General features: G+C 57.4%; 10 protein-coding genes. 6 read left to right on the top strand and 4 right to left on the bottom strand.

From position 1 onward, the window contains the following. Positions 1 to 17: 17 nt before the first annotated feature. Positions 18 to 803, top strand: coding sequence for a cyclase family protein (locus ACR0EV_RS16830; protein ID WP_480801138.1), 786 nt, complete (start codon positions 18 to 20; stop codon positions 801 to 803). A 13-nt stretch (positions 804 to 816) separates the two neighbouring features. Beyond that, a complete protein-coding gene (locus ACR0EV_RS16825) occupies positions 817 to 1,338 on the top strand; it encodes a thioesterase family protein (RefSeq protein WP_480801137.1) in 522 nt (173 codons plus the stop codon). Between the two features lie 4 nt (positions 1,339 to 1,342). Here ACR0EV_RS16825 and ACR0EV_RS16820 read toward each other — a convergent pair whose 3' ends face one another. The 3 genes from ACR0EV_RS16820 to ACR0EV_RS16810 all read right to left on the bottom strand — a co-directional run bounded on the left by ACR0EV_RS16820 (position 1,343) and on the right by ACR0EV_RS16810 (position 8,598). After that, positions 1,343 to 5,431, bottom strand: coding sequence for a translocation/assembly module TamB domain-containing protein (locus ACR0EV_RS16820; protein WP_480801136.1), 4,089 nt, complete (start codon positions 5,429 to 5,431; stop codon positions 1,343 to 1,345). Next, positions 5,428 to 7,233, bottom strand: coding sequence for an autotransporter assembly complex protein TamA (locus ACR0EV_RS16815; protein ID WP_480801135.1), 1,806 nt, complete (start codon positions 7,231 to 7,233; stop codon positions 5,428 to 5,430). Before ACR0EV_RS16815 ends, ACR0EV_RS16820 begins: the two co-directional genes overlap by 4 nt. A gap of 141 nt (positions 7,234 to 7,374) precedes the next feature. Further along, positions 7,375 to 8,598 carry a urate hydroxylase PuuD gene (locus ACR0EV_RS16810; protein ID WP_480801134.1) on the bottom strand — a complete coding sequence of 408 codons (1,224 nt, stop codon included), beginning with the start codon at positions 8,596 to 8,598 and terminating at the stop codon, positions 7,375 to 7,377. Between the two features lie 96 nt (positions 8,599 to 8,694). Here ACR0EV_RS16810 and ACR0EV_RS16805 point away from each other — a divergent pair, with 96 nt between their 5' ends. Continuing rightward, complete coding sequence (locus ACR0EV_RS16805; RefSeq protein ID WP_480801133.1) at positions 8,695 to 9,615, top strand: LysR family transcriptional regulator; 921 nt, start codon at positions 8,695 to 8,697, stop codon at positions 9,613 to 9,615. 16 nt (positions 9,616 to 9,631) lie between these two features. On the opposite strand, the gene uraH is transcribed toward ACR0EV_RS16805, so the two are convergent. Next, positions 9,632 to 9,988: a hydroxyisourate hydrolase gene (uraH, locus tag ACR0EV_RS16800; RefSeq protein ID WP_480801132.1), complete on the bottom strand. Its 357-nt coding sequence runs from the start codon at positions 9,986 to 9,988 to the stop codon at positions 9,632 to 9,634. A gap of 164 nt (positions 9,989 to 10,152) precedes the next feature. Here uraH and puuE point away from each other — a divergent pair, with 164 nt between their 5' ends. From puuE to ACR0EV_RS16785, 3 genes are read left to right on the top strand one after another with little or no spacing between them, the layout of a single operon-like run. Next, a complete protein-coding gene (gene puuE / locus ACR0EV_RS16795; RefSeq protein WP_480801229.1) occupies positions 10,153 to 11,571 on the top strand; it encodes an allantoinase PuuE in 1,419 nt (472 codons plus the stop codon). After that, on the top strand, positions 11,568 to 12,074 hold the full coding sequence (locus tag ACR0EV_RS16790) for an ureidoglycolate lyase (RefSeq protein WP_480801131.1): 507 nt from the start codon (positions 11,568 to 11,570) through the stop codon (positions 12,072 to 12,074). Before puuE ends, ACR0EV_RS16790 begins: the two co-directional genes overlap by 4 nt. Positions 12,075 to 12,116: 42 nt before the next feature. Next, positions 12,117 to 13,547: a uracil-xanthine permease family protein gene (locus ACR0EV_RS16785; protein ID WP_480801130.1), complete on the top strand. Its 1,431-nt coding sequence runs from the start codon at positions 12,117 to 12,119 to the stop codon at positions 13,545 to 13,547. Positions 13,548 to 13,556: the final 9 nt, after the last annotated feature.

The raw sequence follows: 13,556 nt of genomic DNA, 5'->3' as shown, positions 1-13,556 counted from the left end.
CAAAAACGGAGAATGCTATGGCGCGGCGTTTTGTGGACCTGTCCGTTCCGCTGGAAACCGGCATTGTATCGGACCCGCCGATCATGCTGCCCGAGATCGAATACCTGACCCATGACCAGACCGCCGAGCAGGTCATGGCGTTTTTCCCCGGCCTGTCGAAGGAAGAGTTGCCGGGTGGCGAGGGCTGGGCGCTGGAACGTTTGCAGATTGCGACCCACAACGGCACCCATCTGGACGCGCCATTCCATCACCATTCCACAATGAACAGAGGCGAGCGGGCGATCACCATTGATGAAGTCCCGTTGGAATGGTGCATGAACCCCGGTGTCAAACTGGATTTTCGTCATTTCGAGGATGGCTATGTGGTTACCGCAGCTGATGTCGAAGCCGAGTTGAAGCGGATCGGTCATACGCTGAAACCGTTGGATATCGTGGTGGTCAATACGTCAGCAGGGACGCAGTACGGCCAGCCCGACTATCTGATGAAGGGGTGTGGTATGGGGCGCGAGGCGACCCTGTACCTGACCGAACGCGGGGTTCGGGTGACCGGAACAGATGCCTGGAGTTGGGATGCACCCTTCTCGCTGACCGCGCAGGAGTATGCGGAAACCAAAGACCCCTCGATCATCTGGGAAGGGCACCGCGCCTCGATGGAGATCGGGTATTGCCACATGGAAAAGCTGACCAATCTGGAAACGCTTCCGCCGACGGGGTTTGAGATTTCCTGTTTCCCATTCAAGATCAAAGGTGCCTCGGCCGGGTTCATCCGCGCCGTCGCTATATTCGAAGATCCGGATGAATGAGGACGCTGCAGCCATGTCACAAAATACACAGCCATTAGGTGGCCATGATGGTCCGTACGACGTGCCCGTTGAAATTCACGAGTTTGCGCTGCACCCAGACTGGATCGATTACAACGGGCATATGAACGTGGGGTATTATGGCGTCGCGTTCGATATGGCTTTTGAACGGTTGCTTGTCGATCATCTGGGTCTTGGCGAGCCTCAGGTTCAGGCGTTGGGGCAGGGGCCGTATGTTCTGCAATCCCACATGCAGTTCCTGCGCGAGGTGACCGACGACATGACGATCTATTTCCAGTTTCAATTGTTGGATGCGGATCACAAACGGGGGCATTATTTCGGTCAGATGATCTCGGCCCCCGACCAGACTGTGTGTGCCACGCAAGAAGTGCTTTTCATGAATGTCAGCCACAGAACAGGTCGGTCCGAACCCTATCCGGATTGGGCGGTCACTCGGTTGGCACGGATGGTGTCGGATCACGCGTCTTTGCCGCCCGCGCCCCAGATAGGGCAGCCGATTGGTATTCGCCGCAAATGACGCTTTAGTAATCGCGTTCGAAGAACACACCGATGCCGGTTTCGCCGCGGCCATCAACCGTGCCCTTGACTGTGAAGTTGTCGGTCACATCCAGGTTCAGGTTCACCTCGGTATCGCCTTCGGTGTTGACGGTAAAGTCGGTGTACAAGTTCTCACCCAGATAGGCGCCAGCCCCCAACCGACCCGCGCCACTTTCCGAAGCGCCGACGTCGATTGTATCCACGCCGGTAGAGTCCCGCAGGCCCTTGGTGACATCACCGCCCGCGCCGCTGAGTTGAGCCAGCGATGCGGCCATCTGCGCAATGAGGAAGGGTGAAATCTCTGAGAAACGGTTCCCGAACAGGAGCATTGCCAATGCCTCTTCAGCAGGGCGTTCGGGGTCTGAAAACACATCGACCTCGGGCGAATCCAAAGGCCCTGCAATTTCAATCGTCGCAGTGCCGTCCGAGGTACTGGCCGAAGACTCGAATTCGATATAAGGCGTCAGGTCGCCTTGCAGGGTAACGATGCCTTTCGTCAGGGCCAGCCTTCGGCCGAGAATGTCGAAATTACCCCTGATCAGTTCGATCTGGCCTGATGGGACCACGGCAGCGGTGGTGCCGCCGATGAAGATTCGACCTCCCAGTTCCGCGTTTACACCCCGTCCCCGGACAAACACGGCCTTGGGGGCCAACAGGCTGATGTCCAGCGCAATTCTGGAATCGCTTTGACTTGCCTCTTCAGTGACGACCAACCCCGCGCGTTCTCGGGTGACAAAGGCGGGGCGGCTTTCATTGACATGCTCAATCTCGGGGATCGGGGCTGCGCCCACCGCGCCGGAAGCGGCCGCGAGATTGATGTTGGTTTCGTCGAACGTGATTTGGCCAGCCAATGAACTGTTTCCGGCCAGTGCCCCGGTCATTGCGATCTGACCGTTCATGGTGGTTTCATAGAGCAGCTGGTCCGTCAGCACGAGGCTGTTCAACGCAGTCGTAATCTGGGCGTTGAACGGAGGCGTGAGATCAACAGGCCCAGAAACAGTGAACCCACCACCCGCCCGCACTCCACCGCTGAGGTTGATGGTTGCTCGGCTTTGCGCCAGGTCGATCTGACCGCTGATACCTGTGATCGTTTGGCCTGCTTCGGGAATGGCAAGAGACGTGCCAGAGGTTGTGACAGATCCGCTGAGCGACGCGAGCGCAGGTGCTCCTTTCAGTGCAAGATTGAAACGTGCTGACCCGTCGATCTTGTTGGGTGTAATAAAGATATTTGCAATCCCAAGGTTGATGCCACCTTGCGCGGTCAGATCAGCTTTGGTGCTGGTTTCGTCGAAGGTTCCGGCAACGGTGCTGGTGATATCAGCGGGCCCTTCTGCTTTGGCGTCGATCGTCCAAAGCCCATTGTCCCGCTTTGCATTGCCCGTCGCTGCGATGGTGCCTGGGAATTCTGGGACGAACCGCTCAATACGGTTGAATTTCGCATCGAAGTCCAAGTCGGCTGCGCCGTTCGTGTCTACAGAGCCCGTGAATTTGGCATAAGAGCTGTCCGGCCCCTGCAAATTGGCTGTGCCCTCGAAGCCCGCGCTTGTGGGCGCGACGTTTCCATCCAGTTTCAATGGCCCTGTCAGAGTTTCAGACAGTCGGCCCAAATCGTCCAGGGCAGCCGTAAAGTTCAGACCTCCGGCCTCCCGGTCGAGTTTCCCCGATGCCTCCGCTGAAAGGGCGGTTCCCTTCAACCGGAAACTGCGAATGTCGAGCCCGTCATCGCCATTCTGCGCATCCACGGTCAAGGTGGTGCGGCCTTGGATCAGTTTGTCGACCGCGTCGATTCCAGTCTGGATATCATTCGCATCCAGATTGCCATCCACATCAAAGCTCTTGCTGCCCACCGCACCATTGCCCGAAACTTGCGTTTTGACCGACCCGGCCAGATCGCGCTTGGCAAGGCCTGAGAACAGAGACAGGTTCGGGACATTCAGGCTGGCTTCCCCGTCCACTGCCAGGGCACCAGTCGGGTCATCGATTGTGGCGGCGACTTGCGCCGTCAAAGCGGTCCCGTTCACCTGAGCGTCGCGGATCACAATTTGATCCTGACTGAGCGCACCGTCAAACGTGATCTCGGTCCGACCCGAAACCAGTGGGTCGATTTCGGACATGCCGGTTCTGATATCCCGGCTCATCACGCTGGCAGTACCATCGAATTCCAGCGTCTGAACCGCGCCCATACCGTTTAGCTGTGCCTGTATGGCACCGCCAAGCTCGCGATTTGCAAGGCCCGAGAAGATGGACAAGTCCTGTGCATTGACCGTAGCCTGCCCGTCAATCGTCAGATTGCCGCCGGGCGTGGTTACTGTGCCATCAGCCTGTGCGCGCAGGGTGTCTCCGATCAGTGTGAAGTCCCGGATCGTCACGCCATCTGCGCCCCGCTTAGCGTCCACGGTGATTGTGGTGTTGCCGCGAATGACCGGGTCGATGTCATCGCGCCCTGTGGACAGGTCATTCCCTTCGATCTCAAGCATGCCGTCAAAGCTGCCTTCCAGCGGGGACCCTTGCCCCACAAGCCGTGCAGACGCCTGGCCCCCAAGATCCATCTGCGTAAGGTCGGAAAACCGCGACAAGTCCGTCGCCTGCAAAGTGGCGGTGCCATCTACCGCCAGACCGGTGGACAGGCCGCTGATCACCGCGTCCAGGCCCAGTTCATAATCAGAACCAACCAGCTCCACGCCAGACAGATTTACCGTCTGATCATTACCATAGGCGAACACACCATCCAGCGTGACGCGGTCGCCGACGGCTGCGTTCAGCGCATCATCGGCCAGGTCGATGCCGTCCAGAGCAGCCTGAAGATCGCCATCCAATTGCAGGGCCGTCCCTTGTTCCAGCGTCCCCTGTGCCGAGATTTGCGCACGCTGCAAATCGATCTGCGGCGTCTTTATTCCGTTGGCGGTGAGGCTCAGGTCCCACAGATTGCCGTTTTTCTCGTCAAACAACGCGGAAATCTGCGCCGCTTCGATGGACGTGTCGCCGCCAGAAACCGGCAATACCACGTTCTGACCTTCGGGCGGTGTGATCCGCCCCTGCAAAGCGGCCAGTTGCAGCTGACCACCGGCGGCCAGTTGCAGCTCACCCTTGAGGTTCAGCGCTTGAGAGGTCAGTTCAAGATCACTGATGTTTAGTGCGCCATCCGGTTCGGTTCGTCCGTCCACAAATAACTGTGTCTTTGTGCCAAAAAACGTATCCATGTTTTCAGCGACAAAGGGCGTCAAATCCCCGCCAAGATCGGCTGTAAAGGCAATGCCTTCGTCGGCGCTTGCCGCAGCAGTCGGGGCCGAGCGCAAGCGAACCTGCCCGGTCACGCGTGGCTGGCCGTCGCTGCTGAGACCTATATCAGCCGTGAAGTCGCTTACCGGCCCGGACCCTTTTGCGGTGAGCCTAATGGGTGGGCTATCCGGTATTTTGAGAGCTGTAGATATCAGACCGCCCGCTGCTTCGATTACCTGAAGGTCAAGATCGATTTGACTGTCGGCGTTCTGAAACCCCGCGCTTAGCTTGATTTCATCCCCGGCGCGGTCCAGGCGTGTGATGTCGAGATTTGTATCCAGCGTGCCATCCGCCAGTGAGAGGTTTCCGTTCACGGCGAGCTCTGCCGCAACGCCGATCAGCGGCTCGCCCAAGGCCAGTTCGCTGATGCGGATTTCACCGATTTCAATGGAAACGGGAAGTTCGGGCAGTTGAAAGGCTTGCGTTTCGGCTGCTGGGGGCGGCGTATCTTTGGTGGTGGTGCCCGGGGTGCGGGCGATATCAATCTCTTGTGCGGTCAGGGCGTTTACAGAAAACCGGCCACGGATCAATGCCAGACGGTTCCAGTCCAGCACCGCATCCTTGATGGTCAGCCAGACCCCTTCATCGTCGGCAACCGTAATCTCGGCGATGGTGGCCCGTGAACTCAGCGCGCCTTGAAGGCCCGTGACGGTTACATTTTGATCGTCACCTGACAGCGTATCTTGCAGGAACCGTTCGATCATGCTGCCGCCTTCGTCCTCCTGCGCTTGCCCGGCCATTGGTGCAAGCAGCAGAGTGCCGATCAGCAAAGGGTATGAAAGAAACCGTCTCAAAACGCCTGTCCGATCCCGATGTAGAACTGCAGGCCATTTCCGGTGGAACCGCTCACAGGATAGGCCAGATCAAACCTTAAAGGGCCAAATCCGCCCAGATCGTATCTTACCCCGATACCCGCGCCGGCGTGATCTACGGCACCGCTGCCGATGAACGAGGACGTGTCGACAACACCGTAGTCATAAAACCCGACCAGTGACAGGCTATCGGTGACCTTGCCGCGGATTTCGCCTGACAAGCCGATAAACGACTTGCCACCTGCAATACCCGTTCCGACCGGGATGCCCAGGCTTTCATAAGGTTGCCCGCGAACGGTTCCAGCACCACCTGAGAAGAAAAGAAAGTCAGGCGTGACGCCATCCGCCGGAGGACCGATGACTGACCCAAGCTGAGCGCGCCCAGCCAGAACGATCCTACCACCTGTCCCCAGGCTGGTATAGGCCCGCCCATCAAAGAAAAAGCGGATACCGGTATCCGTACCGGAAATTCCGACAAAGGGCATGACGTTCGAGTCCAGATAGAATCCGCGCGTGGCGCTGACTTTGCTGTCGCGTTGATCCCACTCCGAACGGAAAGGCACGATGAAATACCTGAACTTGCGACCGCTTCCATATGCATCATCGGCGTCCGACCACTGAAAACCGGCGGACGCTTCGGCATAGAGGTTGTCCGAGAAGGTGCGGCGCGCACCGTAGGCCAGTGACGCAACCGACACGTTGTAGTTTTCAGTGTTGCGCCGTTCCAGCAACGCGCTCCAGAAAGTGTTGTCGTCCGGGCCAAGGCGGTCCGGTTGATCCAAACGCAACCCGATCCGGCCGTCGATGTCCTCGGCCCCGCCGATGTTGCGTATCGCGGCTTCAAAGCGTAAGCGTTCGGCGCGTTTGAAGACATTGCGATGGGTCCATGTCGCTGTGACGTCAACACCATCGCGCGAGGCGAGCTCAACACCAAAGGTTAACCGACGTTTAGGCAGGTCTTCGAAAGTGGCATCAAAATCTAATGTGCCATCTGGATTTGGTGTCTCACGCTCTTGCAGTGAAACGACGTTGAACGTGCCGGTGCGGCGCAGTCGTGTTCCGACTTTTTGAATCTTTTCAGGCGAATAAACCTCTCCACTTGGGAAACCAGCAATCTTTTCGATGGACCTGTGACGCACATCCGTGTCGCCCTTGATGAACATCTGGCCGAATGTCAGCCTGCGCCCGGGTTCCAATGTGACCTGAGCGTCCAATTGTGCCTGAGAATGCCGCGCGATCACTTTCTGCCCCGCGACCCCAGCCTTGGCGTGGCCTGCATCCCGCCACCCTTGTACGCCGGCTGAAGTGGCCTGTTGAATTGCTCCAGTTGTTGCCAGTTTGCCGGTGGCGAACTCTTCCGGCAGAACGGTTTCAGGGGCCAAAGGCTGTACAGTGGCAGTGCCGAACTTAAAGCTGGGCCCGGTTTCAATGTTAATTGCTGCACGGTCGATCTTTGCAGGTACGGTCAGCGAACTCATTTCCGCAGCTTCCTGACCGTCGAGTTTGATGCTGACGACCGGGCTGAAATACCCCTCGTCATACAGGATCTGCACAATCGTGCGATAATCCGACAATGCGGCCGACAGGATTTCAAGCGGGGTATCCAGGCCCCGCTCTTCGGCGGTGGTTACGGATGACGTCTCTTTCAGGCGCTCCACCAGTTCTTTGGACGCTCCCGGTGCTGTAAGAGAGGTTTCCAATGCCAGTGACACGTTTGGAGCCAACGCCACAACAGCGATACTCAGCCAGCGCCTCAGACGGCCTTGCGGCTTGCTCCCTTGCATGAATTGCCCCAAATGTCCCAGTTCCAAATATCATACACCGCGTTTGCCACGGTCCTTTGCATTCAGGTTAGAGCATCTGAATGCGATCTGGGAAAGATATTATGCGCCAAACGCGAAAATTTAGGGCAAATTGCGTTTGTGCTACAGTCCGGCGTTGCGCACCCATCGGATGATGGCCTGACGGTCTTCAGGTTCCATATAGGTTACGTTTGCCGGAGGCATCGCGTGCGTCACACCAGCCTGCAAATAGATTTGCTGCGCGTTTCGGGCGATATCGGCCTCGGTTTCCAAAAGCACACCTTTCGGGGCCCAGAGAATGCCCTCCCAGACCGGCTCGCGCGCGTGGCACATTGAACAACGCCCAAGAACAATGTCATGGGCGTCTTCGAACCCGTCCGCATCAGCAAATTTCTGTTCATATGGAGTTAGCGGCTGTGCCTCTGCCTCTTCCAGCGGCTGGTACATGGGGGCCGTCGACAGCCACATAATGGCAATGAACAGCAGTGCGGTGGCCAGCCACGTCCAGGTGGGATTGCCAGCCCGGGCATGGCGGGTGTTGAAATAGTGCCGGATGGTCACGCCCATCAGGAAAACCAGCGCAGCGATGATCCAGTTGTATTCCGTCGCAAAAGCCAGCGGGTAATGGTTCGACAGCATCAGGAACAGGACGGGCAACGTCAGGTAGTTGTTGTGGGTCGAGCGCAGCTTGGCGATTTTGCCGTATTTTGGATCCGGCGTGCGCCCGTTTTTCAGATCATCCACCACAATGCGTTGATTGGGCATGATGATGAAGAACACGTTTGCCGTCATGATCGTGGCCGTAAACGCGCCCAGATGCAGCATCATCGCGCGCCCGGTGAAGATCTGATTGTACCCCCAACCCATGGCCACCAGCAGCACAAACAACAGGACCATCAGCAAGGTTGGGCGTTCCCCAAGCCCTGATTTGCACAGAAAATCATAGACCAGCCATCCAACGGTCAGCGAAGCAGCCGAGATCAGAATGCCTTGCCATAGCGCCAGATCGGCCTTTTCCGCATCGATCAGATACAACTCTCCACCGACCCAGTAGACGATCATCAGCAGCGCCGCACCGCTCAGCCAGGTCGCATAGCTTTCCCATTTGAACCAGGTGAGGTGATCGGGCATCCGTTCGGGGGCCACCAGATACTTTTGGATATGGTAAAAGCCGCCGCCATGCACTTGCCATTCCTCGCCATCTGCCGGACCCGGAATATTGCGGTTCAGACCCAGGTCGAGCGCGATGAAATAAAATGAGGATCCGATCCAGGCCATGGCGGTGATCACGTGCAACCAGCGCACGGCAAACGCCATCCAGTCCCAGAACACGGCAAAGTCGTACATTTCAGAGGTCTCCGATTGGTTGCCACCACACTAGGCAAACAGGCTTTTCTTCGGTATTCCCGTATATTGTCAAACTGTATCAAAAAAAACGAAAAGATGTCCTATCTCGATAATATCCGCACCTTTGTCAGGGTCTACGATCTGGGCAGCATGTCCGCCGCAGGGCGAGACCTGAGGATTTCTCCGGCTGTGACTTCGGCGCGGATTTCTCAGCTTGAGGATCACTTAGGCGTACGCCTTTTTCAGCGTACGACCCGCAATCTGTCTCCGACCGAGCAAGGCAAAGCGTTTTATCCCGGTGCGGTAGCGGTTCTGGACGCGGTGGATGATGCCGAGGCTAAGGTGACCCATCTGACCGAAGCCCCACGTGGATCATTGTTTGCGGCGGCGCCGCTGGGGGTGGGTCGCCGTCTGCTGGCGCCGCATGTTCCTGATTTTCTGGCTGCGTACCCAGAAGTAGACGTGCGCTTGCGCCTGACGGACCGGTCTGTCGACCTGACAACCGAAGGGCTGGATTTGGCGTTCTTTATCGGCCAACCCGAAGACAGCACCCTGCGCATCCGTAAGATCGCAGATTGTCAGCGGGTGCTTTGTGCCGCCCCCGACTACGTGTCGCGTCGTGGAATGCCAACAACCGGGGCTGATCTGGTCGCCGACAAACATGAATGCCTGAACCTGCGCTTTCCGGGAGCGGCTGAGTTTCAATGGATGCTGGAAACCCCCGAGGGACCGAAACGTTTTGCGGTGTCGGGTCGGTTCGAATGTGATGACGGAGACGTGTTGACGGATTGGGCTTTGTCAGGGCAAGGGATTGCAATGAAACCCGTTTTTGAGGTCGCCGAACACTTGAAATCCGGGCGTCTTGTTCCGGTTGCAACCGCAACTCCACCGGTTCCAGTGCAGATGGCATGTCTTTACACGCACCGGCGACATCAAGATCCGAAGGCGCGCCTGTTCATGGACTTCATGATCGAAAGGATCGGAAAAATCGTTCGAAGTGCTGAGCTACCCGCCTAAGACTCCTGGCTCTCAATCAACTCCCGCGATAGGTCGAATAGCCGTAGGGCGAAAGCAGAAGCGGGACATGGTAATGTGCCTCTGCATCGGACATGCCGAACCGGATAGGAACCTGATCCAGAAACAAGGGATCGTCTCCGTCCTGACCTGTCGCACGCAGGTAATCCCCTGCAAAGAAGATCAGTTCGTAGGTGCCGGTTTTAAATGCGTCCTGCGGCATTATTGGGCTGTCGGTGCGGCCATCCGCGTTGGTTACCATCTCAACCAGCTTACGATGAGAGTTGCCAGACACGCCGTAAAGCGCGATTTTCAGCCCCTCGGCGGGGCAACCACGTGCCGTATCCAGAACATGGGTTGTCAAATAGCCTGCCACCGGTCTCTCCTATCATGTGCCTTTTGATTTTTGACAGTCTGGCGCAAAGTCCGAAACAGTTGAAATGCCGAAAGAACCGGAAACAGCGTTCGGATTGATTTGATAATCAAAGGCTGTGTTCTGAGGTAAGTCTGGTGGAAACAGAAATAGAAATGGACCATACCATGCAGCCGCCGCGTTACCCCCGGGACATGATCGGATACGGAGCACACCCTCCGCAGGCGAAATGGCCGGGCGGGGCCAAGTTGGCCGTTCAGATTGTGTTGAACTACGAGGAAGGCGGCGAGAACTGCGTTCTGCACGGCGATTACGCGTCCGAGGCGTTTTTGTCCGAGATCGTGGGAGCCGCGCAGTGGCCGGGTCAGCGGCATTGGAATATGGAGTCGATCTATGAATATGGCGCACGCGCCGGTTTTTGGCGTTTGCATCGGCTGATGAAGGATCTTCCGATCACGGTTTATGGCGTGGCCACATCCCTGGCGCGTTCGCCCGATCAGGTGTCGGCGATGAAATCCGCTGGTTGGGAAATTGCCAGCCACGGCCTCAAATGGGTCGAACACAAGGATATGGCCCCGGAAGAAGAACGCGCACAAATCGCCGAGGCCATATGTCTGCACACAGAAGTTGTCGGTGAGCGTCCACGCGGCTGGTATACGGGGCGCTGTTCCGAAAACACGGTGCGTTTGGTCGCGGAAGAGGGCGGGTTTGCCTATGTCGCCGACACCTATGCGGACGATCTTCCTTATTGGATGCAGACCGGAGGGCGGGATCAGTTGATCGTGCCTTACACGCTGGATTGCAACGACATGCGTTTTGCCACCCCGCAAGGGTTCAATTCGGGCGATCAGTTTTTCTCGTACTTAAAAGACAGTTTCGACGCGCTGTATGCTGAAGGCGAGGCCGGCGTTCCCAAGATGCTCTCGATCGGTTTGCACTGCCGCCTGATTGGCCGTCCTGGGCGTGTGATGGCGCTGAAACGGTTTCTGGATTACGCGCGGGGCTTTTCCGACGTCTGGTTCGCCACGCGTTTGCAAATCGCGCAGCACTGGGCAACCACCCATCCGCCGGTGCATCGCGTGCGTCCGTCACAGATGGACCGCAAGAACTTCGTCGAGGCATTTGGCGGCATCTTTGAGCATTCGGCCTGGATTGCTGAACGCGCCTTTGATCTGGAGCTGGGCCCGGCACATGACACTGCTGGTGGGTTGCACAACGCGCTGACGCGCATGTTCCGCTCGGCTTCAGAAGACGAGCGCCTGGGCGTTCTGACCGCACATCCGGATCTGGCGGGCAAGCTGGCGCAGGCCAAACGGCTGACACAGGAAAGCACGTCAGAGCAAGCCTCGGCCGGGTTGGACGCGCTGACCGATGCCGAGCGAGATGCGTTTACCGATCTGAACCAACGCTATACGCAGACCTTCGGGTTTCCCTTTATCATTGCGGTACGGGACCATAACAAGGCGTCGATCCTAGAAGCCTTCCAGCGACGTATTGAACAGGATCGCGCAACGGAATTTGCCGAAGCCTGCCGTCAGGTTGAACGGATCGCCGAGTTTCGATTGCGGGATGTGTTGCCCGCATGACCCGGCAGATCGTAACAGAAATAATCTCGGCAGACGCTTTTGCCCCTTTTGGCGATTTGATTGAGGCGTCTGGCCCGCCCGACAAGATTATCAATCAAGGGCAATGCGGGCGGTTTCACGACCGCGCGCAGTTGGATTTCTCTGATGGCTGGGCCGGGCTGAGCCTGTTCAACGCCAACCCCCGTGCGCTGCCCTACACGCTTGAGATGGTCGAGCGCCATCCAGATGGCAGTCAGGCATTCATTCCCATGACGCATCAGTCCTTTCTGGTGATCGTCGCTGCCGACAATGCCGGGGAACCCGGCGTTCCGCGCGCGTTCATAACCAAGCCGGGCCAGATGGTGAATTACCACCGCGGTACGTGGCATGGCGTTCTGACACCTCTACATGGCCCAGGTCTGTTCGCGGTGGTGGACAGGATCGGCACCGGATCAAATCTGGAAGAACACTGGTTCGACACACCTTACGAGGTGGTGCCGAAACCCAACGAAGCCGCGGGATAAGCGGCAATACCCCCGTGAACTCTGACTGAGAGGACAGTGCCCATGGCCGAAACTTCAATTGGAACACCCGAACAACTTCGGGATCCGAATTTTACACCCGCGCTACACAAGGCGATTCCACTGGGTATTCAGCACGTTCTGGCGATGTTTGTCTCAAACGTGACACCTGCAATCATTGTCGCAGGCGCAGCTGGGTTTGGGTTTGGTTCGAACTCGCCCGATTTCCCAGAGCTTTTGTACTTGATCCAGATGTCGATGCTGTTCGCTGGCGTGGCTACATTGTTGCAGACGGTCACTCTGGGTCCGGTTGGGGCTGCGTTGCCGATTGTTCAGGGGACAAGTTTCGCCTTTCTGCCAATTATGATCCCGCTTGTGGCGGGTAAAGGGGTCGACGGGTTGGCAGCTTTGTTCGGGGGCGTGATCATCGGCGGTGTGTTCCATGCCTGTCTGGGGGCTGTCATCGGTAAGATACGCTTCGCTCTGCCGCCGCTGGTGACCGGTCTTGTGGTCACGATGATCGGTCTGGCGTTGGTCAAGGTTGGCATCCAGTACGCTGCCGGAGGGGTTCCGGCAATCGGTACGCCAGAGTACGGGTCAATGCTGAACTGGTCAGCAGCGATGGTCGTTGTTGTTGTAACGCTTGCGTTGAAATTCTTCGCCAGGAGCATGCTTTCAGTTTCAGCTGTCCTGATTGGTCTGGCGGTTGGATACCTTTATGCATTGATGGTCGGGATGGTGACCTTTGAAGCGATTGGTACAAGCTGGGGTCGCGCTTCGGCGTTTGCTCTGCCTGTTCCGTTCAAATACGGGTTTGAATTCTCATTTGCGGCCGTGATTGGTTTCTGCCTCATGGCCTTTGTGTCGGCCATCGAAACGGTGGGTGACGTTTCGGGTGTGACCAAGGGGGGCGCAGGGCGTGAGGCAACGGATGAAGAGATTGCTGGTGCAACCTATGCTGACGGTTTCGGTTCGGCACTGGCTGGCGTGTTTGGTGGCTTGCCCAACACGTCCTTCAGTCAGAATGTCGGTCTGATCGCGATGACAGGCGTGATGAGTCGCCATGTCGTGACCATTGGTGCCTTGTTCCTGATCCTGTGCGGGTTGGTTCCCAAGGTCGGTGCAATTATTCGGACCATTCCGATTGAGGTGTTGGGCGGAGGCGTCATTGTCATGTTCGGGATGGTCGTGGCTGCGGGTATTTCGATGCTGTCAGATGTAGACTGGAACAGGCGCAACATGGTGATCTTTGCGATCTCTCTGTCCATAGGATTTGGGTTGCAGCTTGAACCTGACGCGGTTCAGCACTTGCCGGATACACTGGGTATCCTGATGAAAAGTGGCCTTCTGCCGGCGGCGGTTATTGCGATCGTACTCAACCTCATCCTGCCGGAAGAACTGACTGACGAAGCCACAGAAGAAGTATCTGGTGGGATGTCCGGGCATGGTGCAGGCAGCCTGCCTGGGCACAAGTAACCCGTTCCT

It is taken from the genome of Ruegeria sp. CF8 (assembly GCF_056537285.1).
The sequence above is the reverse complement of the archived record's forward strand: the minus strand, read 5'-3'. Positions and strand labels throughout refer to the sequence as shown.

Bases quoted from the DNA above. Each gene is read 5' to 3' on its own strand.
- ACR0EV_RS16830 (WP_480801138.1), top strand. From the start codon at position 18: ATGGCGCGGCGTTTTGTGGACCTGTCCGTTCCGCTGGAAACCGGCATT.
- ACR0EV_RS16825 (WP_480801137.1), top strand. From the start codon at position 817: ATGTCACAAAATACACAGCCATTAGGTGGCCATGATGGTCCGTACGAC.
- ACR0EV_RS16815 (WP_480801135.1), bottom strand. From the start codon at position 7,233: ATGCAAGGGAGCAAGCCGCAAGGCCGTCTGAGGCGCTGGCTGAGTATC.
- ACR0EV_RS16810 (WP_480801134.1), bottom strand. From the start codon at position 8,598: ATGTACGACTTTGCCGTGTTCTGGGACTGGATGGCGTTTGCCGTGCGC.
- ACR0EV_RS16805 (WP_480801133.1), top strand. From the start codon at position 8,695: ATGTCCTATCTCGATAATATCCGCACCTTTGTCAGGGTCTACGATCTG.
- puuE (WP_480801229.1), top strand. From the start codon at position 10,153: ATGCAGCCGCCGCGTTACCCCCGGGACATGATCGGATACGGAGCACAC.
- ACR0EV_RS16790 (WP_480801131.1), top strand. From the start codon at position 11,568: ATGACCCGGCAGATCGTAACAGAAATAATCTCGGCAGACGCTTTTGCC.
- ACR0EV_RS16785 (WP_480801130.1), top strand. From the start codon at position 12,117: ATGGCCGAAACTTCAATTGGAACACCCGAACAACTTCGGGATCCGAAT.